General features: G+C 64.4%; 20 protein-coding genes. 7 read left to right on the forward strand and 13 right to left on the reverse strand.

What is annotated here, in order from left to right:
• Positions 1-68 precede the first annotated feature (68 nt).
• A complete protein-coding gene (locus AC07NK_RS12130) occupies positions 69-1,748 on the forward strand; it encodes a putative bifunctional diguanylate cyclase/phosphodiesterase (RefSeq protein ID WP_495170853.1) in 1,680 nt (559 codons plus the stop codon).
• Here AC07NK_RS12130 and dapE read toward each other — a convergent pair.
• Positions 1,745-2,863, reverse strand: coding sequence for a succinyl-diaminopimelate desuccinylase (gene dapE / locus AC07NK_RS12135; RefSeq protein WP_495170854.1), 1,119 nt, complete (start codon positions 2,861-2,863; stop codon positions 1,745-1,747). The two genes, AC07NK_RS12130 and dapE, sit on opposite strands and share 4 nt — an antisense overlap.
• A 79-nt stretch (positions 2,864-2,942) precedes the next feature.
• On the opposite strand from dapE, the gene AC07NK_RS12140 reads away from it, so the two are divergent.
• Positions 2,943-3,284: a hypothetical protein gene (locus AC07NK_RS12140; RefSeq protein WP_495170855.1), complete on the forward strand. Its 342-nt coding sequence runs from the start codon at positions 2,943-2,945 to the stop codon at positions 3,282-3,284.
• 4 nt (positions 3,285-3,288) lie between these two features.
• On the forward strand, positions 3,289-3,735 hold the full coding sequence (locus tag AC07NK_RS12145; RefSeq protein WP_495170856.1) for a cupin domain-containing protein: 447 nt from the start codon (positions 3,289-3,291) through the stop codon (positions 3,733-3,735).
• Positions 3,736-3,742: 7 nt separating this feature from the next.
• Here the strand turns inward: AC07NK_RS12145 and AC07NK_RS12150 are convergent, their stop codons facing one another.
• The gene (locus tag AC07NK_RS12150) at positions 3,743-4,408 is read right to left on the reverse strand and encodes a glutathione S-transferase family protein (protein WP_495170857.1); all 666 of its coding nucleotides are present in this window, start codon (positions 4,406-4,408) and stop codon (positions 3,743-3,745) included.
• A gap of 130 nt (positions 4,409-4,538) precedes the next feature.
• Here AC07NK_RS12150 and AC07NK_RS12155 point away from each other — a divergent pair, with 130 nt between their 5' ends.
• Complete coding sequence (locus AC07NK_RS12155; protein WP_495170858.1) at positions 4,539-5,330, forward strand: DUF3108 domain-containing protein; 792 nt, start codon at positions 4,539-4,541, stop codon at positions 5,328-5,330.
• Positions 5,331-5,404: 74 nt separating this feature from the next.
• Positions 5,405-7,351 (forward strand): alpha/beta hydrolase family protein, encoded by a 1,947-nt coding sequence (locus AC07NK_RS12160; RefSeq protein ID WP_495170859.1) that lies wholly within the window; start codon positions 5,405-5,407, stop codon positions 7,349-7,351.
• 15 nt (positions 7,352-7,366) lie between these two features.
• Here AC07NK_RS12160 and yihA read toward each other — a convergent pair whose 3' ends face one another.
• The 6 genes from yihA to AC07NK_RS12190 all read right to left on the reverse strand — a co-directional run bounded on the left by yihA (position 7,367) and on the right by AC07NK_RS12190 (position 10,810).
• Complete coding sequence (yihA, locus tag AC07NK_RS12165) at positions 7,367-8,008, reverse strand: ribosome biogenesis GTP-binding protein YihA/YsxC (protein WP_495170860.1); 642 nt, start codon at positions 8,006-8,008, stop codon at positions 7,367-7,369.
• Positions 8,005-9,735, reverse strand: coding sequence for a membrane protein insertase YidC (yidC, locus tag AC07NK_RS12170; RefSeq protein WP_495170861.1), 1,731 nt, complete (start codon positions 9,733-9,735; stop codon positions 8,005-8,007). Before yidC ends, yihA begins: the two co-directional genes overlap by 4 nt.
• A 21-nt stretch (positions 9,736-9,756) precedes the next feature.
• Positions 9,757-9,969 carry a membrane protein insertion efficiency factor YidD gene (yidD, locus tag AC07NK_RS12175; protein ID WP_066576234.1) on the reverse strand — a complete coding sequence of 71 codons (213 nt, stop codon included), beginning with the start codon at positions 9,967-9,969 and terminating at the stop codon, positions 9,757-9,759.
• A complete protein-coding gene (gene rnpA / locus AC07NK_RS12180; RefSeq protein ID WP_495171009.1) occupies positions 9,966-10,307 on the reverse strand; it encodes a ribonuclease P protein component in 342 nt (113 codons plus the stop codon). Before rnpA ends, yidD begins: the two co-directional genes overlap by 4 nt.
• Positions 10,304-10,438, reverse strand: a complete 135-nt coding sequence (gene rpmH / locus AC07NK_RS12185; protein WP_044332822.1) for a 50S ribosomal protein L34 — start codon at positions 10,436-10,438, stop codon at positions 10,304-10,306. The genes rnpA and rpmH overlap by 4 nt, the downstream gene beginning before the upstream one ends.
• An 87-nt stretch (positions 10,439-10,525) precedes the next feature.
• Entirely contained in the window at positions 10,526-10,810 is a 285-nt protein-coding gene (locus AC07NK_RS12190; RefSeq protein WP_495170862.1) for a hypothetical protein, read from the reverse strand.
• A gap of 104 nt (positions 10,811-10,914) precedes the next feature.
• On the opposite strand from AC07NK_RS12190, the gene AC07NK_RS12195 reads away from it, so the two are divergent.
• Both AC07NK_RS12195 and AC07NK_RS12200 read left to right on the forward strand, forming a co-directional pair.
• Entirely contained in the window at positions 10,915-12,423 is a 1,509-nt protein-coding gene (locus AC07NK_RS12195) for a YifB family Mg chelatase-like AAA ATPase (protein WP_495170863.1), read from the forward strand.
• A gap of 55 nt (positions 12,424-12,478) precedes the next feature.
• Positions 12,479-13,030, forward strand: a complete 552-nt coding sequence (locus AC07NK_RS12200; RefSeq protein WP_495170864.1) for a DUF805 domain-containing protein — start codon at positions 12,479-12,481, stop codon at positions 13,028-13,030.
• A gap of 39 nt (positions 13,031-13,069) precedes the next feature.
• Here AC07NK_RS12200 and AC07NK_RS12205 read toward each other — a convergent pair whose 3' ends face one another.
• The 5 genes from AC07NK_RS12205 to rpoB form a co-directional block, all read right to left on the reverse strand.
• Positions 13,070-14,149, reverse strand: a complete 1,080-nt coding sequence (locus AC07NK_RS12205) for a PepSY-associated TM helix domain-containing protein (RefSeq protein ID WP_495170865.1) — start codon at positions 14,147-14,149, stop codon at positions 13,070-13,072.
• Between the two features lie 11 nt (positions 14,150-14,160).
• Entirely contained in the window at positions 14,161-16,434 is a 2,274-nt protein-coding gene (locus tag AC07NK_RS12210) for a TonB-dependent receptor (protein WP_495170866.1), read from the reverse strand.
• 172 nt (positions 16,435-16,606) lie between these two features.
• Positions 16,607-18,103 carry an MAC/perforin domain-containing protein gene (locus AC07NK_RS12215; RefSeq protein WP_495170867.1) on the reverse strand — a complete coding sequence of 499 codons (1,497 nt, stop codon included), beginning with the start codon at positions 18,101-18,103 and terminating at the stop codon, positions 16,607-16,609.
• Between the two features lie 260 nt (positions 18,104-18,363).
• On the reverse strand, positions 18,364-22,644 hold the full coding sequence (gene rpoC / locus AC07NK_RS12220; RefSeq protein ID WP_495170868.1) for a DNA-directed RNA polymerase subunit beta': 4,281 nt from the start codon (positions 22,642-22,644) through the stop codon (positions 18,364-18,366).
• A gap of 74 nt (positions 22,645-22,718) precedes the next feature.
• The gene (gene rpoB / locus AC07NK_RS12225) at positions 22,719-26,873 is read right to left on the reverse strand and encodes a DNA-directed RNA polymerase subunit beta (protein WP_495170869.1); all 4,155 of its coding nucleotides are present in this window, start codon (positions 26,871-26,873) and stop codon (positions 22,719-22,721) included.
• Between the last annotated feature and the right edge of the window lie 48 nt (positions 26,874-26,921).

The raw sequence follows: 26,921 nt of genomic DNA on the forward strand, positions 1-26,921 counted from the left end.
CCCTTTCGGAGTTAGTGTCCGCCCGTCGCCCGCAACCGATTGGGCATAGGGGGGACCGCGCAGTCGCGATGAACGGATTTTCGCTCAAGAGTCGTGCGATCGTGTTTGCGATCTGCGCCGGGGCGTTCGTGTTCATCCTCGCGCTTGCAGCTACCTCGCGCGGCCATTTCGACACCGAAAATGCCGGTCGCGCACTGATCGCAGCGATCATCTGTGCCGCGATGTGCTGGGCCTATGCCGAGCGGACCATCGCCTCCACCGCTGCGGCGATCGACGCCGCCATCAGCCGCCTGTCGAGCGCTGCCAATGGCGATCTTCAGAGCGAAATCCCCGCCGAGGTCGCCGAATGCGTGCCGCCGCTGGCCGAGGCGATGGACGGGCTGTTTCGCCAGCTCCATTCGAATCTCGAAAGTGTGCAGCGGCTTGCTTTGTTCGATCCCGTGACGGCGCTTCCCAACCGAATCCATTTCCGTCGCAGTTGCGAGCGGGCGCTGACCGAGCTTCCGGCGGAAGCGATGGCTGCACTGTTCTTCATCGATCTCGACCGATTCAAGGCGGTCAACGACACGCTCGGCCACGCGATGGGCGATCAGCTGCTGGGCATGGTTGCGAATCGCCTGCGCGCCGTTGCGGACCGCTTCATCGTCGAGGGCGACCTGCGCCAGCCGCTGATCGGGCGGCTGTCGGGCGACGAGTTCACCATATTCTTTCCCGTGATGGCCAATGCCCGCGATGCGGACCGGATCGGTCGCGGCATCTTGTTCGCGCTCTCCGAACCCTTCGATCTCGCGGATCAGGAAGTGAGCATCGGCGCCTCGGTGGGTATCGCGATGCGGCCCGGACACGGCACGACGTTGACCGACCTGATGCGGGCGGCCGACGCCGCCATGTATCATGCCAAGGGCAATGGCCGTGGCCGTGCTGAGCATTTCTCCGAACAGCTCGCGACCGAAATCGCCGAGCGCGCGCAGCTCGAGAGCGACTTACGAGGCGCGGTCGAGCTCGATCAGTTTGCGCTGGTCTATCAACCGCAGATCAGCGCCAATGACGGCCGGATCGTCGCTGCCGAGGCACTTTTGCGCTGGCAACATCCTGTGCGCGGGCTGTGCCTGCCCGGGACCTTCATTGCCCGCGCCGAGGAAACCGGCCTGATCGTCGAGATCGGCGAATGGGTGGTCGAGAATGTCGCCAACACCATCGCTCGTTGGGGCAAGCTGGGTGTCGAGCAGCGGATGGCGGTCAATATCAGCCCGCGCCAGCTCGACCATGCTGCCTTTTTCCGTCGGCTGCGCGACGCGATGCAGGCAGCAGGCGCTCCCGCGCGGCTGCTCGAACTCGAAATCACCGAAACACTGGCGATGCACTGCTCGCATGAAGTGATCGATGCCATCGCCGCGCTACGCACCGACGGGGCGAGCATCGCGATCGACGATTTCGGGACAGGCTATTCCAACCTGGCCCGGCTGCGCGACCTGCCGCTTGACCGGGTGAAACTCGACCGCAGTCTGGTCGAGCATGTCGCGACCGATGTCGAGGCGCGGACGATAGCCCAAGCGGTGATCGGGCTGATCCACGGCATCGGCTGCGAAGTCGTCGCCGAAGGGATCGAAACGCAGGGTCAACTCGATGTGCTGCGCGTGATCGGTTGCGATGTGCTGCAAGGCTTTGTCATCGCTCAGCCGATGAGCGAGAATGATTTCATCGCCTGGGCCGGGCAGATCCCGCAGGTCGAAGCGCGGATCGCCTAGGCGTACACGCGCCGCAGCAGGGTCTCGTAGATCGCCGTAAGCTTGTGCAGGTCGTCGATCGCGACAGCCTCATCCAGCTTATGCATGGTCGCGTTGAGCAAACCGAATTCCACCACCGGACAGATCCGCGACAGGAAGCGCGCATCGGAGGTGCCGCCGCTGGTGGACAGTTCAGGACGGATGCCAATCTCTTCCTCAATCGCGTCGCCGACGAGCGCCGAGAGCGTGCCGGGCTCGGTCAGGAACGCCTCGCCATAGACGCGGCCGCGGACGATCCCCGCGGGGGCGTGGGCATGGACGATCCGCTCGATCCGCTCGATCAATACCTGCCCGCGATGCAGATCGTTGAAACGGATCGAGATGCGCGCCACGGCCTTACCGGGAATGACGTTGGTGGCAGGATTACCCACTGTCAGGTCGATCACCTCGATGTTCGAGGGCTGGAACCAATCGGTTCCTTCGTCGAGGACGATCGCGTCGATCTCGGCCAGCGCGCGGATCAGGCGCGGTATTGGGTTATCGGCAAGGTGCGGGTAGGCGACATGGCCCTGCCGCCCCGGCACGTCGATGTCGATGACGGTGGAACCGCGGCGGCCGATCTTGATCGTGTCGCCGAGGCGATGGGCGCTGGTGGGCTCGCCGACGAGGCAGAAGTCCGGTGTCAGGCCTGCGGCTGACATGCGATCCATCAGTGCGAGTGTGCCGTAGGTCGCGGGGCCTTCCTCGTCGCCGGTGATGATCAGGCTGAGGGTGCCCGAAGCGGGGAGCGCGGCGACCGCGGTGGCAAAAGCAGCGATCGATCCCTTCATATCCACCGCGCCGCGCCCGTAGAGAAGGTCGCCGCGGATTTGCGGCTCGAACGCGCCCGAGGTCCAGCCCTCGCCGGGGGGGACGACGTCGAGATGTCCGGCAAAGGCGAAATGCGGGCCGGGGCCGGCCTTGCGGACCGCGAGCAAGTTCTCGACCGGTCCGTCGGGTGCCTCGCCTGCGACGAAGCGATCAACGCTGAACCCGAGCGGCAGGAGCGCGGCTTCGAGCACGTCGAAGACGTTCCCGCGCGCCGGGGTGATGCTGGGGGCGGCGATCAGCGCCTTGGTGAGTTCGATGACGTCCATATTGCCCCTGACCCGATTGGAGCTTTCTCTCTTGCCGCCGCCAGCCCTAAAAGAAAGGGGTTTTGCGGGAAGAGGGAACATGCTGCTGACGGGCTTCATGCTGGCGGCCATGCCGTTGCTAGTGGAACAGGCGCGTATCCCACCGGTGCGCTGCCGCATCGTCGAGATGCGGCTCGCCCAGCTCACGGGGTTGGGTCGCGGTGTGGTCAGGCGGCGGATCAAGCTGGGCAAGCCCGAGGACAAGCCAAACATCGCAAAGCTCACCCGGACGCTCGACGAGAATGAAGCGCTGATCGCCGCGGCGGAGAAGCGTTTCGGAAAGATCGCGCCAACCAAGGCCGATTTCGACGCGTATGAAGGGCTGGATATGCCAGCGCTGCGGGCCGAACTGCAGCGCTGCATCGATCAGAGCAAGGAGTGAACCGATGCCCAAGCTCGACCTCGATACGATCCCGCAGACCAACGCTACCGGCTATCCGCCCGAATATGCCGGGGTGGTGCAGCAGCGCCGGTATCGGCGGCTGGCGCCCGCCGCGGGCCTGACCGACTTCGGCGCGAGCCATGTCGTGCTCAAGCCCGGCGCCTGGTCGGCGCAACGCCACTGGCACGAGGGCGAGGACGAGATGGTGGTGATGATCGCAGGCGAGGCGGTGCTGGTCGACGATCGTGGCGAGACGGTGCTGTGCGCAGGCGATGTCGCGGCCTTCGCCAAGAACGACGGCAACGGCCATGTGCTGCAGAACCGCAGCGACGCCGATTGCGTCTATGTCGCGATCGGCAAGCCGTCGGTCACTGCCTGCCACTATCCCGATATCGACCTTCACCTGTTTCCCGGTGAGGGGTTCCGGCGGAAGGACGGCAGCGCGTTCTAGGCTGGCCTCAGGCGGGCGTCTGTTCGAACTGCTCGATCACCCATTCCTCTTCCTGCGCGCCGGCAATCCAGTCCTGCATGAAGGGGTGCAGAAGCACCGCCTGCATATAAGCGGGCGCGAAGCGCGCGACGGGGAGGGAGTAGGTGACGAGGCGGGTGACGACGGGCGCGAACATCAGATCCGCCGCCCCAAAATCGCCGAACAGGAATTCACCGTCGCCGCCGAAGCGCGCACGTGCCTGTGCCCACAGCTCCATAATGCGATGGATATCCTGCATCACGTCGTCGTCGGGCTTCCTGGGCTCATAGACCTGGCGAATGTTCATGCTGTGCTTGCGGCGCAGCGCGGCGAAGCCCGAATGCATCTCCGCCGCCATCGACCGCGCCATCGCGCGTGCGGTGGGGTCGGCGGGCCAGAATTTGTCGCCGCCCGACTTTTCATTGAGATACTCGACGATCGCCAGACTGTCCCACACCACCGCGTCGCCGTCCCACAGGATCGGTACCTTGCCCGACGAGGGGGCGAACTCATCGCCTTCGCGGCGCTGGTCCCAGTCCTGATCGTAAAGCGGGACCACGACTTCCTCGAACGGGAGACCCGAGAGCTTGCAGGCAAGCCAGCCGCGCATGGACCAGGAGGAATAGGCCTTGTTACCGATGAAGAGCTTGAGCATGGCCGGGGGATAGCGGCGGGGCGGGGCGGGGGCAACGCCGTTGGCGACGCCTCGCCTCGCTTTCGACCAACCGCAACTGGGTTCGATCGATCGCGTTGCGCGATCCGGTCGCATGCGAAACAATCTGATCATGGACAGGATCGATCATGTTTCGCGCCGCTCACTGCTCTCCCTGGCGGTTGTGGCACCGGCGGTGGCCAATGCCACCAGCTTCGCGTTCGCCGAGCCGCATCGTCTGAATGTCGGCGACCGGCTGGCGCGGTTCGACCTGCTCAAGCCCGGAAAGCGAACTTATCTGCGCTCGCAGAGCAAGGGCGGCAGGCATGTCGCCACCGACATCTGGCAGCGCGAGGTGCGGTTCGAACGCATCGATGGGGTGGAACGGTTGCGGGTCGTTCAGCGCTGGGACGGGACGGGCAAGGAGCCATCGCTGGTCGAGCGCGATTCGCTGTTCGAGATCGGAACCTTCCGTCCGATGACCCATGTCCGTACCACGCGCGTGGGCGGGAAGACGGTGGTGGAGGGGTTCGAGTTCGGGGCGAAGGCGCTGACCGGGATTCGCGATCTCGCGGACAATAGCCAGGCCGCGACCAACGTGCCCTTCCCGGAGCCGATGTACAATTTCGAGACCGATATGGAGATGCTGCAGACGCTTCCGCTCGTGAGGGGCTATGCCGTGTCGATCCCCTTCTTCCATCCGGTGGGTGGCACGCCTGCGCGTTATCTCTGGCGCGTCGCGGCGGAAGAAGCGTTGCCCGGTCCAGACGGGCGCGGGATCGACTGTTGGGTGGTCGAGACCGACTATAACCGTCCGCAATCGCCGTCTGCGCGCTTCTGGCTCGCCAAACGGACGCAGCAGCTGATCCGCCAGGAATCACGTGCGCCCGATGGGGTCATCCATTTGAAGACGTTGCTGCTCTGATCTTTCCGGACGCTTGCAGGCGTTCCCATTTAGCGGCACCTATGCCGCAGACTTTGGGGGCAAATGGGGGAGCGATGTCGCACGCGTTCTGGTTAGGGGTGTCCGCACTTGCGTTGATGGGTAGCGGCGGTTCGCATGCCGCGTCGCAGGCCACGATACCCGCTGCGCCCGCGGCCCGCGCGCCACTTCCGGTCGAAGCCTTTGCCGATATTCCCGAGGTCGAGGCCCCCGAAATATCGCCCAACGGCAAGCAGATCGTTGCGAAGGTCGCGATTCAGGGCAGGCAGCTCCTTGCGGTGCTGACCCCTGGTACACCGGGGCTGCCCAAGCTGCTCAACCCGGGCAAGGCAGACCTTAACTGGTGGCGCTGGGTCAATGACGAGTGGGTGATTGTCGGCATCGGTCAGGAGGCGCCGATCGGGGCCGATAACTGGTACATCACGCGCGCGCTCGCCTTTCATGTGCCCACCGGCAAGGTGACCCGGATCGCCTCGCAGGACGCGGCGCAGAATGGCGATAACGTGATCTGGGCTGCGCGCGATGGCGCGGCGCGCGTCATGCTGTCGTACCAGACCTCGATCTTTTGGGGGGCTCCCGGTTTCTGGCCACAGGTCGACGAGGTTGACCTCGATACCGGGAAGCGGCGCGTCGTCGTCCCGAGCAGGACAGGGGTGTGGAATTGGTACGCTGACGGCGCCGGGGTAGTCCGCATGGGCTTCGGCATGAGCGAGGATGGCCGGTCGCGCCGCATCCTCTATCGCGACAAGCCCAACATGCTGTTCCGGGTTATCGACAAATCAAGGACCCGCGAGGATCGCCTGACAGTGCCCGCTTTGTTCCTGAACGATAGCAGCAAGGCACTGGTGTTCGACGACGACGAGGGCGGTTATCGGGCGGTGTATGAGTTCGATCTGACCACGCTTGAGCGCGGGAAGAAGCTTTTCGGTAGCAAGGGCTATGATATTGGCGGGTTGATCCCCGATTCCACCGGTTTCGGCTATATGGGAGTCGGCCTCCAAGAGGCGCAGGGGCGGGTTAACTGGACCGATCCCGACATGGCGGCGATGCAAACGACGGTGTCCGGGCTGGTCAAAGGAGCACGGGTCGGCATCTCGTCGCTCAACCGCGATCGCTCGCGCGTGTTGCTGGCGTTTGGCGGAGCAGATACCCCGGGCGGCTATTTCATCTACAATCGCCCCGACAAGACGATGCAGTTGTTGGGCTATCACAACCGCGCGATCAAGATGCGCCGCATGCATCCGGTCAGCACGATCCGCTACAAGGCGCGCGACGGGCTCGAGATCGAGGCGGTGCTGACGGTGCCCGCGGGCCGCAAGGGCAAGCTGCCGCTGATCGTGATGCCGCATGGCGGTCCGTTCGCGCGCGACAGCGAAACCTGGGACTGGTGGACGCAGTTCATGGCCGACCGCGGCTATGTCGTGGTCCAGCCCAATTATCGCGGCTCATCGGGCTATGGCCGGCAGTTCGCGAAGAAGGGCGAGGGGGAGTGGGGCCTTGCCATGCAGGATGACCTGAACGACGCGGTGAAGGCGCTGGCCGATCAGGGCATCGCCGATCCGGCAAGGGTGTGCATGGTTGGCGCATCCTATGGCGGCTATGCGGCGATGCGCGCGGCGCAGCGTGATGGAAAGCAATATCGCTGCGCGGTATCCTATGCCGGGGTTTCCGACCTTAACCGGATGATCAGGCATCAGCGCAACTTCCTAGGCAGCGGCGCGCAGCAGGACTGGCTGCGCGATCAGGCGCCCGACCTCAAGAATGTGTCGCCGCTCAATTTCCCCGAGCAATTCTCGATCCCGATATTGCTCGTGCATGGCGATGAAGACCGCGTGGTGCCGCCGGTCCATTCGAAGGTGATGGCGCAGAAGCTGAAGGCGGCGGGGAAGGACGTGACCTACATCGTCCAGCCCGAGGCGGATCATCATTTCAGCCGGACTGAAGACCGGCTGGAGTTCCTGAAGGCGCTCGAAGCGTTTCTGGCCAAGCACAACCCGGCCTGAGCCGGGGCGGGCAGGTCAGACGCTGACGGCTTCCAGCACTGCGGCGCGCAGTTCAGCGATGCCGTCGGCCTTCTCGCTCGACGTGGAGAGGATGTCGGGATGTGCGGCGGGACGCTTGCGCGCTTCGGCGATCGTCCGTTCCATCACCTCTGCCAGTTCGGCCGGCTTGATCTTGTCCGCCTTGGTCAGGACGATGCGATAGCTGACTGCCGCAGCATCGAGCATGTCGAGGATGTCGCGATCGACCTCCTTGATGCCGTGGCGGCTGTCGATCAGCACCAGCACGCGCTTCAGCACATCGCGCCCGCGCAGGAAATCGTTCACTAGAAAGCGCCACTTCTTGACGACATCCTTGGGCGCCTTGGCAAAGCCATAGCCGGGCATGTCGACCAGCCGGAACTTCAGCGGGTCGCCGACATCGAAGAAGTTCAGCTCCTGCGTCCGCCCCGGCGTGTTCGAGGTGCGGGCAAGGCCGTTGCGGCCGGTCAGCGCGTTGAGCAGCGACGATTTGCCGACATTCGACCGGCCCGCGAACGCCACTTCCGGCACCGCGGGATCGGGCAGGAACTGCAGCGCAGGTGCCGACTTCAGGAAGGCGACGGGGCCGGCGAAGGTCTTTCGCGCGGCCTCGATCGCTTCGGGTTCGAAACTGCTCACTTCTTCCCCGTTTTCGCCGATGCCGCAGCTACCGGCTCCTTGAGCGCCGGGTGGCGCAGATAGAGCAGCTTCTGCTGCCCGATGGTGAGCAGGTTCGAGGTGATCCAGTAGATCTGGAGACCTGCCGCGAACGGCGCCATCACGAACATCAGCACCCATGGCATGATCGCGAACACCTGCTTCTGGACATCGTCCATCGGCGTCGGGTTGAGCTTGAACTGCGCCCACATCGACAGGCCGAGCAGGATCGGCAGCAGGCCGATTGCCAGGAATGCAGGCGGGTTGAAGTCGAGCAGACCGAACAGGTTGAGCACGTGCAGCGGATCGGGCGCCGACAGATCCTTGATCCACAGGATGAAGGGCTGGTGACGCATCTCGATCGAGAGCATCAGCACCTTGTACAGCGCGTAGAGGATCGGGATCTGAAGCAGGGTGGGTAGGCAGCCCGCAAGCGGGTTCACCTTCTCATCCTTGTACAGCTTCATGATCTCCTGCTGCTGGCGCGGCTTGTCGTCCTTGTAGCGCTCCTGCAGCGCCTTCATCTTCGGCTGGAGCGCGCGCATCGATGCCATCGACGCAAACTGCTTTTGCGCGATCGGGAACAGCAGCAGGCGAACGGTCAGCGTCAGCGCAATGATCGCGAAACCGAAGTTGCTGATCATCCGGAACAGCCAGTGGAGATAGTGGAAGATCGGCTTTTCGAAGACTTCGAACCAGCCCCAGTCGATCGCCTTGCCGAACTGGCGGATGCCGCCCTGCTCTTCATACTGGTCGAGCAGGTTGATGTCCTTGGCGCCCGCGAAGAAGCGCGACGTCTGCGTCACCATCTGGCCCGGGCCGACCTGGCGGGCGGTGGCAGGCTCGAACTGCGCCTGGGTCGCGGTACCGCCGGCGGGGCGGAACTTGAGCGCTACGTCCATCCCCTGATCGGGGACCAGGGCGGTCAGCCAGTAGATATCGGTATAGCCAACCCAGCCGCCCTTGGAATCGAAGCTCTTGGCGCCTTCATCCTTAACCGTGCTGTAGTTGACGCCATAGTCGACTGCGCCGTTGTAGGAGGCGACCGGACCGGCATGGATCGTCCAGGTGTCGTGATCCTTGCCCGGGCCATAGCGGTAGAGGAAACCATGGCCCGCGACGCTGATCGGCTTGTCGCCGAGGTTGGCGACGCGCTGACGGATGGTGAACATATACCCGTCGTCGACCGACAGTTCGATGATGAAGCGCTGCGTGCCGTTGCTCGTGGTGAGCTTGACGGGGGTCGTCGGAGTCAGCTTGTTGCCGCTGGCGGTCCAGACCGCATCGGCGGCAGGGGCGGTGAGGCCGGTGCCCGACCAGCCAAAGCCTGCGAAATAGGCGTCCTGCGTGCCCGAGGGCGAAAGAAGGCGGATCGGCGCGCTGTCCTTAGCGATCGTCTCCTTGTGCTTTACCAGCACCAGATCATCGATGCGCCCGCCCTTGAGGTTGATCGAGCCGCGCACGGTGGGAGTCTCGATTGCGATACGCGGGGTTTCGGCGAGGACGAGCTTGCGGTCGCGGGTCGCGGCGGGGGTGTCCGCAGCGGGACCGGCGCCGGGATTGGCAATGACCTCGGTCTTGCCGCCCTTGATCTCAGTCACCGGCGGATTGGCCGTCGGAAACAGCCAGCCGGTGACCATCGGCCACCCGAACAGCAGCAGCGCGGCGAGCACGGCGAAGAGCAGGAAATTCTTCTGGTCGTCTTTCACGTCAGTCCCCGGTTCAGGAAATCAGGGCACGGGATCATAGCCGTGCCCACCCCACGGATGGCAGCGAAGGATGCGCCGGAGCGCGAGCCATCCGCCCTTGAGCGCGCCATAGCGGGAGAGTGCCTCGATTGCATAGGCCGAACAGCTGGGCGCATAGCGGCAGCTGGGCGGAAGGATGCGCGAAGGGCCGATCTGCCAGCCGCGCGCGATCAGGATCAGGGCACGGGCGATCATTTGCGGATCTTGCCCAATGCCTTGATCAGGTCGGCCTGGAGCGCCGCGAAATCGCGTTCGATGCCCGAATTGCGGCCGATCAGTACGTGATCGGCGCCGGGGATACCTTCGGCGGGCAGAATCGCGCGCGCGAGCTCGCGAAATCGGCGCTTCATGCGATTGCGCACGACTGCGTTGCCGACCTTTTTGGAAACGGTGATGCCGATTCGCATCGTTGCGTCATCATCGCTGCGCGCGCGTACCAGCAGCACGAACCCGGGCATGGGCGCGCGCTTGCCGGCATTTGCGGCGAGATAGTCCTTGCGCAGCGTCAGCCGCGCAGGGGCGCCTGTGTTCAGGCGCTCAGCTTGTTGCGGCCGCGGGCGCGGCGGGCGCGAATCACATTGCGACCGCCGGGGGTCGCCATGCGCGCGCGGAAGCCGTGCCGGCGCGCTCGCACCAGGTTGCTCGGCTGAAAGGTCCGCTTCATCGCTCATTCCCTGAATTCTAGAAACTAAAAGGGCCGCCACAGGGGCGACCGCGTGAGCAGGGCCGTTAGCCAAAGGTGCAGGTAAAGTCAATTCGCTGCGATCGATTTGGCGCGTTCGCGGCGGCGCTTTGCGCTGCCCCGGATCAGGATGCGGTCGATAAAGGCGCCGACACGCGGCCATCGGGCCTTCAGCAGGACGAAGCGGCGGCGCGCCCAGCGCGAATTGCGCAGAATCAGGATGATCCCCAGTGCCGCGACGACGGTTCCTGCAGGACCGGGAAACGGCGACACGAGCGGCGCCACCACCAGGAACAGCAGAACGCCGGTCACGAGCAGGGTGATTCGCAGGATCGGATGCGGTTTGGGGCGCATGACTATGACGTGGGGAGTGTGTGTTGGCGGTGCAAGACGGCGGCGCGATCAACCGTTCCCTGCCGCGCAAAAGCCGTTACAACGGGTGAACAAATGGGGGGCATATGGTCGCGAGCGTCTCTACGGTTGCGTATCTCGGGCTGGAGGCGCGCGCCGTCGAGGTGCAGTGCAACCTCGTCCCCGGCCTCCCCAATTTCGTCGTGGTGGGCCTGCCTGATAAGGCGGTTGCAGAGAGTCGCGAGCGCGTGCGCGCGGCGATGGCCGCGATTGGCCTCGCGCTCCCGCCCAAGCGGGTGATCCTCAATTTGTCACCCGCCGACCTGCCCAAGGAGGGATCGCATTTCGATCTGCCGATTGCGCTCGCGCTGCTCGGTGCGATGGGCGTGGTCGATGCCGAGGCGCTGAGTGAGCATGTCTTTGTCGGCGAACTGGGGCTGGACGGCCGAATCGCACCGTCTCCCGGAGTACTGTTGGCGGCGTTGCATGCGGCGGAAATGGGGAAGGGATTAGTCTGCCCGGTTGCGCAGGGCCCCGAGGCGGCGTGGGCGGGGACGACGGGCGTGATTGCGGCGCCCGACCTGATCGGCCTGATCAACCACTTCAAGGGACAGCAACTGCTCGCCGCGCCGCAGGCCGGGGAAGCTGAAGAGAAGCTGCATGGGCCTGACCTCAAGCAGGTGAAGGGGCAGGAAACCGCCAAGCGCGCGCTCGAGATCGCGGCTGCAGGCGGGCATAATCTATTGATGGTCGGACCGCCGGGTGCGGGCAAGTCGCTGATGGCGAGCTGCCTGCCGGGCATCCTGCCGCCGCTCGATGCGACCGAGGCGCTGGAAGTGTCGATGGTCGCGAGCGTTGCGGGGATGCTGCAGGGCGGCAAGCTCACGCGGACGCGACCCTTTCGCAGTCCGCATCACTCTGCGTCGATGGCAGCGCTCACCGGCGGCGGGCTCAAGGTCAAGCCGGGTGAGGTGAGCATGGCGCACCTCGGCGTGCTGTTCCTCGATGAGTTGCCTGAATTCCAGCGTGCCGTCCTCGACTCGCTGCGTCAGCCGCTTGAGAGTGGGACGGTCAGCGTGGCGCGTGCCAATGCGCATGTCACCTTCCCGGCGCGTGTCCAGCTGGTTGCGGCGATGAACCCGTGTCGTTGCGGGCATCTTGGCGATCCGGCATTGGCTTGCGCGCGCGCGCCCAGATGCGCCGCCGACTATCAGGCCAAGGTCTCGGGGCCCTTGCTCGACAGAATCGATCTGCATGTGGAGGTCCAGCCGGTCACTGCCGCGGATCTGGTGCTGCCGCCGCCCGCCGAGGGGACGGCTGAGGTTGCGGCGCGGGTCGCGGCGGCGCGGCGGGTGCAGGCAGCGCGCTACAATGGATCGGGTACGCGCACCAATGCCGAGGCGGACGGGCCGGTACTTGATGCCGCTGCGACACCCGATGAGGCAGGCCGCAAGCTGCTGGCACAGGCGGCGGAAGCGATGCGTATGTCGGCGCGCGGCTACACCCGTGTGTTGCGTGTCGCGCGGACGATCGCAGATCTGGCACAGAGTGAGACGGTGACGCGAATTCACGTCGCCGAGGCGTTGAGCTACCGTCGTCAGCCGCCACGTTCATAGGCGAGTCGTTCGCGTTTAGAATCAGAGGTTAGAGGCAACAGTTAGGGGAACGAACATGGAATGGATGATCCTGCCGTTTAAGCGCTATTTCGATTTCAAGGGCCGTTCGCGGCGCAAGGAATACTGGATGTACACGCTGTTCATCATCCTCGCGTCGATCGTACTCAGCATCGTCGATTCGATCCTCGGGCTGGGCGGGAGCGCGACCGGCGATGCCGATCTTTCGGGAACCTCGGCAGGGGCTTCGGGCGCGCTGTCGGGTGGTCTGCTCGCCAATATCTTTTCGCTTGCCACCATCATTCCGAGCATCGCCGTGGGCGTGCGGCGGCTGCACGATGTCGACCGTAGCGGCTGGTGGATCCTGCTTCCGCTGGGTCCGATCTTTCTCGGCGCCATATTGATGGGTGCCAGCCTGGTTTCGGCCATGGGCGGCGGTGGCGCGGGCTTCTCGGGTGCGGCAATGTTCGGGGGAGTTCTGATGCTGGGCGGTTTGGCTTGCGCGATCCTGTTGCTCGTCTGGTACTGCACGCCGGGCACGGCAGGACCTAACCGTTTCGGCGAGGATCCAAAGGGCCAGGGCACCAACGCCGACGAAGTGTTCGGCTGATCAATAGCGGCCGGGCCGAGATGCGGTCCGGCCGTTCCACTAAGCGGCTGCGGGGCGCACCGTGCGTGCCGGCCTGGGCTTGGGTCGCTTGAACCAGAAGGTCCACACCGCCAGCGTTCCCAGCATCGCAAGGACAAGGCCGGTTGCTGCGATCACCAGTTTCCAAAGGAATCCGCCGACCTTGGCGGCGTGGAGCGGGTAAAGCGCGTTATAGGCACGCACGCCGTTAGGCATCGTCTGGATGTTGCGTGTGTCGACCAGCTGGCCAGTCTCCGGCCGGAACCAGAGCAATGTGCGGCCATTGGGCAACCATTCGGGCTGCTGGCGCAGGCGCATCAGGATGAGGCCGCCGGGCTTGCGGGGCAGCGAGACGAGGCGAACCTCCGCCTCGGGATAGTGCGCACGTGCCGTCGCGAACATCGCGGCCCAGTCGAGCTTAGAGGCGAGCGGGCCACCTTCGACTTTTGGGGCCTCGAATGGTGTGCTCAGACCCGTAGCGGGCGCGAACAGCGCCTCGCTGATCGGGCGGAACACCATCAGCGAGCCCGTCGTCAGCGCAAGGAACAGTAACGGCGCAAACACCACACCGATATCGCGATGATGGGTGACGATTGCGGGGCGGCTCATGCGCTTGGGGATCAGGCGAAACTTGAACGTCTTGCGCAGTCGCCACCACAGGATCGTGCCGGTGATGACAAACAGCAGGCCGATCAGTGCCGCGATTCCCGCCACCGTCTCGCCTGTATCGCCGAAGAAGAGATGGTGGTGGAAGTCGAACAGCCATAGCTCGACCCGGTCCCATTTGCTGCCCCATTCGGTGACGATGCGGCCCGATTGATCGGCATAGGCGCCGGCGCCCTCGCCACGCGACAGCCGTGTGAGACCGAAGTCCTGCGCGGCGAACAGGATCGATTGCGGCGGCCCGCCGGGCGCGGCCAGCGCCGCGTCGACCTGCGCCGCGAGTGCTGCGACATCCTGACGCTGCGCATCACCAGCGCCCGGCAGATAGGCCAGCCACCAGCTCTTGAAGACGAGGATCGCGCCGGTGAGACCGAGCAATCCCAGCACCAGCCCGATGATTCCGCCCGTCCAGCGGTGGAGAAGGTCGATCCACTTCATCACCGCGGCCCTTAGAAACGATAGTCCCAGCCGAGCGTGAACGTCCGCCCGCGTCCCGCGAAGAAGGCTAGGTTGTCGGTGGGCAGCCGGGTGTCGCTCGAATAGTCGATATATTGCGTGTTGAGTAGATTCTGAACGCTCAGGCTCAGTGCGCCGATGCCGGTCTCGTAGCGGACGTTCGCGTCCGTGACGTTGTAGCCGCCGAAATTATTGCGCTGGTCGGGCTGGGCCTTGCCTGCGTCGGCGTGGAAGCTGCGCGCCAGATAGAATTGCGACTGGACACGTGCCGAGAATGGTCCCTTCGCATAGCTGGCGGAGAGGTTGAGGCGATCGGGCGAGATGTTCACGCCATCAAGGTCGGTATCGACCACCCCGTCGGGGGTCGTGTCGGCGTCGTAGCGGCCGAGCAGATGGGCATAGCCGATGCCGAGCTTCAGCCCGTCGATCGGCATCTTGATGCCCAGATTGACCTCCAGCCCCTGAATCTCGACGCGTAGCCGCTGGACGTCGAAGATCCGGTCGGGGCGGGCGATCAGCAGCTGGCCTTTGTCGCTCGACGACCAGAAATAGGTGGCCGACGCGTCGAGCGGTCCGCGCTTCACCTCGACGCCGATTTCGCGGTTGTTGGTCACGATCGGCGAGATGTCGACATAGGTGTCGATATCGATCCCGGTGCGGTTCACCGAACGCGTGATGCGGCCGATATCGGGGACGGTGAAGCCTTCGGCATAGCTGGCATAAGCGCGGATGCCCGCGACCGGCTCGAAAATCACACCACCGTTGAACAGCACGTCCTGGAATTTGGGGCTGCCGCCGCTGACCGCGACGCCGCCATAGCTTGCCAGGCCACAGGGCGTGACGGGCGCCGCGGGCGGGGTGGTGCAGGCGACGAAGGTGGTCGACGCAAGCGTGCGATAGTCGTCGACCGTGATCTTGACGTTCTCCCAACGTGCGCCGCCCGCAAGGCGCAGCACACCATCGAACAGCTTGAGGTTGGCCTGACCGAACGGAGCGAGGCTTTGGAAGTCGCTGGGTGGCACCCAGACGCGCCCGGTGGCGATCAGCCGTTGCTCGGTACGGTCCCACAGCGCGTCGAAGCCCAGCGTTACGGTCAAGTCCTCGAATCCGGGCAGGCCGCGCTCGTAGCTGATCTTGCCGCCGATCTTGCGGCTTCGGTTCTCCGACTGGTCGAACAGGTCGCCGACGGGTGCGAGGGCCGGGTCCTGGAAGGTCGCAGTGTAGCGGCCCGATGCGTCCCGCACCTCGCCGCCGAACGTGTCGTGACTGCGGTTGAAGAAGATCTGGCTGACGAAATTGCCACCCCACAGGTCGCGGTCGGTGAGCGACAGAGCGACGCTTTCGACGCGATTGGCGGCAGGGACACCCGGGGGCGTCCCCCTGATCGAGGTCGTCGGAATGCCGAGCGTGCGGTTGCCCGGCGTCGCGACATAGTCGCCGTCGCCGTCCAGTTCGAAGCGGCTCGCGATCAGGTCGAGCCGTGCGCTCGACGACAGCTCATAGCCGAAGCGTGCGAACAGCGAGGTCGCGCGCGAATCCTGCGTTTCGCCCTGAGTCAGGTTGAGGCCGATGCGGCGGCCGTCGGCGTCATAGAAGGCGCCGCGCTTCTCATAGGCGGCGCCCACCGTCGCATCGAAGCGCCCGGCCTTGTACTGGATCAGGCCCGCGGCCTTGTAGCCGATGCCGTCGCTCTTGAAGTCGCCATCGGCAGTGCCCTGAAGCAGCACGCGGCCCGACAGGCCTTCGGTCTTCGGCGCGCCGACGGTGACCTGGTTGACGATGCCTCCGGTGCCGCCGATCCCCTGCAGCGCGTTGGAGCCGTAGATCAGCTCGACCCGGTCGACGAAGAAACCGTCAATGGTGAACCCGTCGCGACTGCTGTCGCGCATCGGGGTCGACTGTGGAATGCCGTTGATTGCGTAGAGCGGTGAGCGGCCGCGCAGCGTCTCGCCCGCGCCCGACAGTTTCTGGCGCGTAGGAGAGAAGGAAGGTGTGAGCGTCGCTACCGCATCGGTGACCGAGCCCGAAATCGCGAGCTGCTGGTCGAGCGCCGCCTTGTCGATCACGTCAATGGTGAGCGGCAGGGCGTTGGGCGGCAGCACGGTGCGTGCCGCGGTGATGACCACCTGGCCCTCGTCTTCAACCTTCCCGGCGTCGTTCGGCGTTTCAGATTCGACCGAGGTGACCGTTTCCCCGGCATGCGCAGCGACCGGCGCGAGCCAGATGAGCGCAATGAAGGGCAGCGGGGCACGCGGACGACGGAACATGGGAATCTCCTTTGCTGCGCCCGCTAACAGCGAAAGGGTGGTAATGCAAACTAGTCGCATTAACGGCTCAATCCGGAGCTGCTTGCTGATGCACAAGGCAGGCGTTGAGCAGGCACGAAAGAGCCGCCGCCCGGACTCCCGGACGGCGGCTCTTCCCCCGCGATAATCCGGATCAGCTGGCGGTCGGCGGCACCAGCGTCACGGTGATGTAGTTCCACGGATATTCGGGCCACGCCGCGGTGACGGAGAGCGTGGAGGTCTGGTTGAGATAGACCGGGCCGCTCGGCCAGTCCTGCTGCTGCGTCGATTCCGGCGCATAGGGGTCCTGAAAATGCATCCGAGCCGCGATGAACGGGGCGCCGTTGCCATCGCAATCGAAGGTGTAGAGCAGCGTGAGAATCTGGTTGCCGTCGGGCGTCCCTTCGGCACGATAGTGATTGAACTGCCCATAGTTCACCTCGCCGGTATAACCCGGCTGCCCGGGGGAGACCGGCTTATGCAGCACGGTGAAGGTGCGGCTTGCATTCTGAAATGCCCAATCGAGCGAGTAGCTGATCTGGATCTGCCCATAGCCGCGGCCGATATAGTCTGTTTGCGGCTGGAGGGTCGGGGAGATGATATAGTCAGCCGTTCCGGTCGCTCCGAACGCGCGGACGTCGGCGAGCGACAGGCGGGAAATTCTCTGGCGAGCGCCGTCGGCCTGCTGTCCGGCGCGCTGGAGCGTCGGATTATAGGCCGGGATGATCGACCCGGATCCCTGCAGCTGCGACGCCGTGCCGCTGATATAGGTGAGCTTGCTGTATTCACTCGACAGCCGCGCCAGCGCCTGCTGCTCGCCCATCAGCGAAAGATCTCCGGTCGAAGCCGTCATCGCCGCGGCGATCTGCGAGAACTGCTCCCAGCTCACGCAAAGCAGTGCCACCGGGACGCCCGTGATGCCCGGCAGCGGGCTGTTGGCGCTGGGCGTGAATGCCTCGGCAGCAGACTTCATCCCGTCGAGGTCGAGGCTGCTGAAGTGGATCGGCTCGGCACCGACCACCTTGGTGTCCTGTGACGAAGAGTAACCGACATGCGTGCTGGCAAGGTCGTTCTCGAAACTGGCCGAAACCGATCCGCTGATCCCGAACCCGGACACCGATCCGTGGATCGCGGTCTTCAGCGATTCCTTATCGGAGATCGACTGGGTCTGGATCTGCGCATAGCCGGAAAAGGAGCCGCCATAGGCGATGCCGATGATGCAGTGGGTGCCATATTTGGCGATGAAGGCATCGGCCCCCTGCGCGAGCGTATTGAGCGCGTCCTGCGAGACCGTCGCCTTGCTCCAGTCGATCATCCGGTCCTGCGTGCGCACGACGCGGGTCCAGGTGAAGGTGATCGCGGTATCGTCGCTTGCCTGCTCGCGCAGGAACGATACCGATGCCGACGCCGACCAGCTGACCCCAGAGGCGCTGACGGTGGCGACGGTGTTCATCAGGTCCGAATAGCTGTCGCTGTCCTGCACGATCAGCGTGTGCATCTGGTCGCCGCTGCCGGACGGAAGCCGGATGGCAGGATCGGGCTGGGTGGTCAGCGCCGAAGTCGCGATGCGCTCGCCGGTTAGCTGGTTGATGCCATAGCCGAACAATGCACCGTCCGGCGCATCGATCGGTGCAACCATGATCATTGTCATGACAGGTCCCCTCCACAAATTTCTCGAAAATGCAGGGAATGCTACCGCAAGGGGGAGGGGGCGTCTGTCGCTACAAATAGTGACAGAGCCGAAACATTCCCACGAGAGCTGAGTTCCTGTGCGTTCGGCAAGTCGCACGACGATGATTGTCGGAAGGGCTCCTGACCGTCCTGGCGTTGCAGCCGCACAAAACAAAACCGCCGCCCGGAAGGTCCGGACGGCGGCTTGTTGGTTTCAGCGACAGACGCTGACGGGACCGATCACTCGGTCTCGTTCAGGTAATCGCCCGCAGCTTCGTCGCTGCCGTCGCCCGAGACTTCGACCTTCTCCAGCGCGTCGCTGGTGGCCATCGCCTCGATCGGGTCCTGTGCCAGCTCGGCTGCACGCTCCTCAGCGGCCGAGTTCGGCGCGATGAGGACTTCCTGCAGGCGGCGCTGCTGGACGCGGAGTGCTGCGTCGCGGCTGGTGGCGGCGACCCGCATCCGGTTCATGCCCGCGCCGGTACCGGCGGGGATGAGACGGCCAACGATCACGTTCTCCTTGAGACCGATCAGCGTGTCCTGCTTGCCCTCGACTGCGGCCTGGGTGAGGACGCGCGTGGTCTCCTGGAACGATGCCGCCGAGATGAAGCTGCGGGTCTGCAGCGACGCCTTGGTGATGCCGAGCAGGATCGGCTTGCCCTGTGCAGGGGCCTGGCCGGGCTCGAGCTTCTCGTTGGTCTCGTCCATCTCGTCGCGATCCACCTGCTCGCCGGGGAGCAGGGTGGTGTCGCCGGCGTCGGTGATCTCGACCTTCTGCAGCATCTGGCGAACGATCACCTCGATGTGCTTGTCGTTGATCTTCACGCCCTGGAGTCGATAGACTTCCTGGATTTCCGCGACGAGATATTCCGCGAGCGGCTCGATGCCGAGCACCTCGAGAATGTCGTGCGGATCGGGGCTGCCGCCGATCAGGTTGTCGCCACGCTTGACGTAGTCGCCTTCCTGAACGTCGATCACCTTCGACTTGGGCACCAAATACTCGACGACCTCACCGCCATCCTCGGGCTGGATGCCGATCTTGCGCTTCGCCTTATAGTCCTTGCCGAACACGACGCGGCCCGAGACCTTCGCGATGATCGCGTTTTCCTTCGGCTTGCGCGCCTCGAACAGCTCAGCAACGCGCGGCAGACCGCCGGTGATGTCGCGGGTCTTGGCCGATTCGCGGCTGACACGCGCCAGCACGTCGCCGCCATGGACCACCGCACCATCTTCGACCGAGATCACGGCGCCCATCGCCAGCATGTAGCGCGCCGCTTCGCCTTCGCTGTCCCCGGTGAGGGTCAGGCGCGGACGAAGATCCTCCTTCTTGGCTGCAGCGCCGCGGTTCTCGATGACGACGCGCTGGGCGATGCCCGTCGCTTCGTCGACCTGCTCGGCGAGCGTCTTGCCCTCGATCAGGTCCTGATACTTCACGGTACCGCCGGTTTCCGTGATCACCGGCATGGTGAACGGATCCCACTCGGCCATGCGGTCGCCCTTGCTCACGACATGACCGTCGTCGAACAGGATATAGGCGCCGTACGGAATACGGTGCACGGCCAGTTCGCGGCCATCCATATCGAGGATCGCCAGCTCTGCCGAACGCGAGGTGACCACGCGGCGGCCACGCTGATCGACGATCATGCGGACGTCGCGGAACTCGACCTTGCCGTCCACAGGGGCTTCGAGGTTCGACTGCTCGTTGAGCTGAGCCGCACCGCCGATGTGGAAGGTACGCATCGTCAGCTGCGTGCCCGGCTCGCCGATCGACTGCGCCGCGATCACGCCGACCGCTTCGCCGATGTTCACCGGCGTACCGCGAGCGAGGTCACGCCCGTAGCACTTGGCGCACACGCCGATCTTGGCTTCGCAGACCAGCGGCGAGCGGATCTTCATGCCCTGGATACCCAATCCCTCGATCTGCACGATCATCGGCTCGTCGAGCAGCGTGCCGACCGGGATCGCCACTTCGCCCGACTTGGGGTCGACGATGTCTTCTGCGGTCGTACGACCGAGAATACGCTCGCCCAGCGAGGCGATAGTCGAACCGCCCTGTACGATCGCCTTCATCTCGAGTGCGCGCTCGGTACCGCAATCCACCTCCATGACGACGCAGTCCTGCGACACGTCGACAAGGCGGCGGGTGAGGTAACCCGAGTTCGCGGTCTTCAACGCGGTATCCGCAAGGCCCTTGCGGGCGCCGTGGGTCGAGTTGAAGTATTCAAGGACGGTCAGACCTTCCTTGAAGTTCGAGATGATCGGCGTCTCGATGATCTCGCCCGACGGCTTGGCCATCAGGCCGCGCATGCCGGCGAGCTGCTTGATCTGCGCCGCCGAGCCGCGAGCACCGGAATGAGCCATCATGTAGATCGCGTTGGCGGGCTTCTCACGGCCGGTCTCGGGGTCCTTCTTGACCGCCTTGATCTCGTCCATCATCGCGGCCGCCACCTGGTCGCCACAACGGCTCCAGGCGTCGATCACCTTGTTGTACTTTTCCTGCTGGGTGATCAGGCCGTCCTGATACTGCTGCTCATAGTCCTTCACGAGAGCGCGGGTCTCGTCGACCAGTGCATCCTTCGAGTCCGGGATGATCATGTCGTCCTTGCCGAACGAGATGCCCGCCTTGAACGCGTGACGGAAGCCGAGCGCCATGATCGCGTCGGCGAACAGCACGGTCTCCTTCTGGCCGGTGTGGCGATAGACCTCGTCGATCACGTCGCCCACGTCCTTCTTGGTGAGCAGGCGGTTGACGACGTCGAACGGCACCTTGTGCGAATGCGGAAGGCACTCGCCCAGCAGCATGCGGCCCGGGGTGGTCTCGAAGCGCTTCATATAGGAATTGCCGGCTTCGTCCGTCTGCGGGACGCGGCTGACGATCTTCGAATGCAGCGTCACGGCGCCAGCGAACAGCGCCTGATGCACTTCGGCCATGTCGCCCAGGATCATCCCCTGGCCCGGCTCGTTCTCCTTCTCCATCGAGATGTAATAGAGACCGAGGACCATGTCCTGCGACGGCACGATGATCGGCTTGCCGTTCGCGGGCGACAGGATGTTGTTGGTCGACATCATGAGGACGCGCGCTTCCAGCTGGGCCTCAAGGCTCAGCGGGACGTGCACGGCCATCTGGTCACCGTCGAAGTCGGCGTTGAACGCTGAGCAGACCAGCGGATGAAGCTGGATCGCCTTGCCCTCGATCAGGACCGGTTCGAACGCCTGGATGCCGAGGCGGTGAAGCGTAGGCGCGCGGTTCAGCAGGACCGGGTGCTCGCGAATGACTTCGTCGAGGATGTCCCAGACTTCCTTACGCTCCTTCTCGACCCACTTCTTCGCCTGCTTCAGGGTCATCGACAGACCCTTGGCGTCGAGGCGCGCGTAGATGAACGGCTTGAACAGCTCGAGCGCCATCTTCTTGGGCAGGCCGCACTGGTGCAGCTTGAGCTCCGGACCGGTCACGATGACCGAGCGGCCCGAATAGTCGACGCGCTTGCCGAGCAGGTTCTGACGGAAGCGGCCCTGCTTGCCCTTGAGCATGTCGGACAGCGACTTGAGTGGACGCTTGTTCGCACCGGTGATGGTACGGCCGCGGCGGCCATTGTCGAACAGCGCATCGACGGCTTCCTGCAGCATGCGCTTTTCGTTGCGGACGATGATGTCCGGCGCGCGCAGCTCCATCAGGCGCTTCAGGCGGTTGTTGCGGTTGATCACGCGGCGATACAGATCGTTGAGATCCGAGGTCGCGAAGCGGCCGCCGTCCAGCGGTACCAGCGGGCGCAGTTCGGGCGGGATGACCGGAACGACGTCGAGGATCATCCACTCCGGACGGTTGCCGGAATCGATGAATGACTCGACGACCTTCAGACGCTTGATGATCTTCTTGGGCTTCAGCTCCGACTTGGTCGTCGCCAGTTCTTCCAGCAGATCCTTGCGCTCACCCTCGAGATCGAGGTCCATGAGCATGATCTTGACCGCTTCGGCGCCGATGCCGGCCGAAAAGGCGTCTTCGCCATACTCGTCCTGCGCGTCGAGCAGTTCGTCCTCGGTGAGGAGCTGGAACTTCTCGAGCGGGGTCAGGCCCGGCTCGGTGACGATGTAGGACTCGAAGTACAGCACGCGCTCGAGCTGCTTGAGCTGCATGTCGAGCAGCAGGCCGATGCGCGACGGCAGCGACTTCAGGAACCAGATGTGCGCGACCGGCGCGGCCAGTTCGATATGGCCCATGCGCTCGCGGCGCACCTTCGAGACGGTAACCTCGACGCCGCACTTCTCGCAGACAATGCCCTTGTACTTCATGCGCTTGTACTTGCCGCACAGGCACTCATAGTCCTTGATCGGACCGAAGATGCGCGCGCAGAACAGGCCGTCACGCTCGGGCTTGAACGTACGGTAGTTGATCGTCTCGGGCTTCTTGATCTCGCCGAACGACCACGAGCGGATGCGGTCAGGCGACGCAATGCCGATCTGGATCTGGTCGAAGGTCTCCGGCTTGGCCACCGGGTTCGCGAAGTTGGTCAGTTCGTTCATTTCTTTTTCCCTCTGGAGGGTAAAATTCGTCGGGCGGCAGGGAGGGCGTCACCCGAAGGCGACGCCCGATTCCGTTATTCCGCCGCCTCGGCCAGGCTGTCGCCGTCCTCGTTTTCGTCGAGTGTCTTGAGCTCGACGTTGAGGCCCAGCGAGCGCATTTCCTTGACGAGAACGTTGAAGCTCTCGGGGATGCCGGCCTCGAACGTGTCGTCACCCTTGACGATCGCCTCATAGACCTTGGTGCGGCCGACCACGTCGTCCGACTTCACCGTCAGCATCTCCTGGAGCGTGTACGCCGCGCCATAAGCCTGCAGCGCCCACACTTCCATCTCACCGAAGCGCTGGCCGCCGAACTGCGCCTTACCGCCCAGCGGCTGCTGGGTAACGAGGCTGTACGGCCCGATCGAACGCGCGTGGATCTTGTCGTCGACCAGGTGGTGCAGCTTCAGCATGTAGATGATGCCCACGGTGACCTTGCGGTCGAACATGTCGCCGGTGCGTCCGTCGAACAGGTCCGACTGGCCCGACGTGTCGAGACCCGCCAGTTCCAGCATCGCCGACACGTCGCTTTCGCGTGCGCCGTCGAACACAGGCGTGCCCATCGGCACGCCGGTGCGGATGTTCTGGACCAGCTCGGCCACCTGCTCGGGGCTGCGCGCGTCGATCTCGCTGGCGTAATGGTCACCATAGATCGTCTTGAGGCGATCCTTGACCGCGCCGGGCATTTCGCCCGCCTTGGCGTCCGGATTGTTCTCACGCCACTCTTCGAGCTGCGCGGCGACCTGCATGCCGAGGTTGCGTGCGGCCCAGCCGAGGTGCGTCTCGAAAATCTGACCGACGTTCATGCGCGAAGGCACGCCCAGCGGGTTGAGCACGAGATCGACCGGGGTACCGTCCTCGAGGAACGGCATGTCTTCCTGCGGCAGGATGCGCGAGATGACGCCCTTGTTGCCGTGACGGCCGGCCATCTTGTCGCCCGGCTGCAGCTTACGCTTCACCGCGACGAAGACCTTGACCATCTTGAGCACGCCCGGCGGCAGTTCGTCGCCCCGCTCCAGCTTCTCGCGGCGATCCTCGAACTTGTCCTTGATGCGCTTCACGGCCTCGTCGTACTGGCCCTTCACCGCTTCGAGGTTCGACTGCATCGCGTCGTCCTGAACCGCGAACTTCCACCATTCGTGACGATCGACGCTGTCGAGCAGATCCTCGTCGATCACCGAGCCCTTCTTGAGGCCCTTCGGGGTGCCGGTCGCGGTCTGGCCGAGCAGCATCTCACGCAGACGCGACCAGGTCGCGCGATTGAGGATGTTGCGCTCGTCGTCCGAGTCCTTCTTCAGGCGCTCGATCTCTTCGCGCTCGATCGCCATCGCGCGCTCGTCCTTGTCGATGCCGTGACGATTGAAGACGCGAACGTCGACGATCGTGCCCGACACGCCCGGGGGCAGACGGAGCGAGGTGTCGCGAACGTCCGAAGCCTTCTCACCGAAGATGGCGCGGAGGAGTTTTTCTTCCGGCGTCATCGGGCTTTCGCCCTTCGGCGTGATCTTGCCGACCAGGATGTCGCCCGGCTCGACCTCGGCGCCGATGTACACGATGCCCGCCTCGTCGAGGTTGCGCAGCGCTTCTTCACCGACGTTCGGGATGTCGCGGGTGATGTCTTCCGGCCCGAGCTTGGTGTCGCGGGCCATCACTTCGAACTCGTCGATATGGATCGACGTGAACACGTCGTCCTTCACGATCCGCTCGCTGATGAGGATCGAGTCCTCATAGTTATACCCATTCCAGGGCATGAACGCGACGAGCGCGTTGCGGCCCAGTGCCAGCTCGCCGAACTCGGTCGACGGACCGTCGGCGATCACGTCGCCCACGTTGACGACGTCGCCTACCTTCACCAGCGGACGCTGGTTGATGCAGGTCGACTGGTTCGAACGCTCGAACTTCATCAGCGTGTAGATGTCGACGCCGCTCTCTTCCGCCGACACGTCGCCGGTGGCGCGGATGACGATACGCGAGGCATCGACCTGATCGACGATGCCGCCACGGCGCGCGCCGATTGCGGCGCCCGAGTCACGCGCAACGGTTTCTTCCATGCCGGTACCGACGAAGGGCGCTTCCGCCTTCACCAGCGGCACGGCCTGACGCTGCATGTTCGATCCCATGAGCGCGCGGTTGGCGTCATCGTTTTCCAGGAACGGAATGAGCGATGCGGCAACTGAGACGAGCTGCTTGGGGCTGACGTCCATCAGCGTGATCGTCTCAGGCAGCGCCATCAGGAACTCGCCTGCCTGACGTGCCGAGGTCAGATCCTCGGTGAAGCGATTGTCGCTGTCCAGCTCGGCCGAGGCCTGCGCGATGGTGTGCTTAGCCTCCTCCATCGCGGACAGATAGACGACTTCGTTGGTCACCTTGCCGTCGATCACCTTGCGGTACGGGGTCTCGATGAAGCCGTACTTGTTGACGCGCGAGAAGCTCGCCAGCGAGTTGATCAGACCGATGTTCGGGCCTTCCGGCGTCTCGATCGGGCAGATACGGCCATAGTGGGTCGGGTGAACGTCGCGGACTTCGAAGCCCGCGCGCTCACGCGTGAGACCGCCCGGCCCGAGCGCCGAAACGCGACGCTTGTGCGTCACTTCGGAAAGCGGGTTGGTCTGGTCCATGAACTGCGAGAGCTGCGACGAGCCGAAGAATTCGCGGACGGCCGCAACGGCCGGCTTGGCGTTGATCAGGTCGTTCGGCATCACGGTCGATACGTCGACCGAGCTCATGCGCTCCTTCACGGCGCGCTCCATGCGGAGCAGGCCGACGCGATACTGGTTCTCGAGCAGCTCGCCCACCGAACGCACGCGACGGTTGCCGAGGTTGTCGATGTCGTCGACTTCGCCCTTGCCGTCCTTGAGGTCGACCAGCGTCTTCACCACGGCGAGGATGTCCTCGGTGCGCAGCGTCGTCACCGTGTCCTCGGCGTCGAGGTCGAGGCGCATGTTGAGCTTGACGCGGCCCACGGCCGACAGGTCGTAGCGCTCCGGATCGAAGAACAGGCCGCCGAACAGCGACTCTGCGGTCTCGAGCGTCGGCGGCTCGCCGGGGCGCATGACGCGGTAGATGTCCGACAGCGCCTGCTCGCGCTCCTCGGCCTTGTCGGCCTTGAGCGTGTTACGGATCCACGGACCGGTCGAGACGTGGTCGATGTCGAGCAGCTCGATGCGCTCGATGCCGGCCTTGTCCAGCTTTTCGAGGTTCTCGGCCGACACTTCGTCGCCCGCCTCGATGTAGATCTCACCGGTCGACTCGTTGATCAGGTCGAACGCCGAGTAGCGGTTGAAGATCTCTTCGGTCGGGATCAGCAGCGTCTCGAGGCCATCCTTGCCAGCCTTGTTGGCGGCGCGGGGGCTGATCTTCTGGCCTGCCGGGAACACGATCTCGCCGGTCTTGGCGTCGATGATGTCGAACATCGGCTTCGCGCCGCGCCAGTTCTCGGGCTGGAAGGGGATCTGCCAGCCACCCGAACCGCGCACGAAGGTGACGGTGTTATAGAAGTGGTTGAGGATCTCTTCGCTGTTCAGGCCCAGGGCATAGAGCAGCGAAGTCACCGGCAGCTTGCGCTTGCGGTCGATGCGGACGTTGACGATGTCCTTGGCGTCGAACTCGAAGTCGAGCCACGAGCCGCGATACGGGATCACGCGCGCGGCGAACAGATACTTGCCCGAAGCGTGGGTCTTGCCGCGGTCATGGTCGAACAGCACGCCCGGCGAACGGTGCATCTGGCTGACGATGACACGCTCGGTGCCGTTGATGAAGAAGGTGCCGTTGCCCGTCATCAGGGGCATGTCGCCCATGTAGACGTCCTGCTCCTTGATATCGAGAACCGACCGGGCTTCCGTATCGGGGTCGACCTCGAACACGATCAGGCGAAGGGTAACGCGCATCGGAGCGGCGTAGGTGATGCCGCGCTGACGGCATTCCTCGACGTCGAACTTGGGCTGCTCAAGCTCATAGGTGACGAAGTCGAGCTCGGCGGTGCCGGCGAAGTCGCGGATCGGAAACACCGAGCGCAGGGTCTTTTCGAGACCCGACACATAGCCGATCGAAGGATCGCTGCGGAGGAACTGTTCGTAGGATTCGCGCTGAACCTCGATCAGGTTCGGCATCTGCACCACTTCGTGGATGTCGCCGAACACCTTGCGGATGCGGCGCTTTGCGGTGCCGCCTTCGATCGCTTTGGTTGCCATGGGTGTGTTTTGCCTCGTCAGCCTGAATGTCATCCCGGTATCCGCCGG

This window comes from Sphingomonas sp. GW821-FHT09B04, assembly GCF_059418285.1.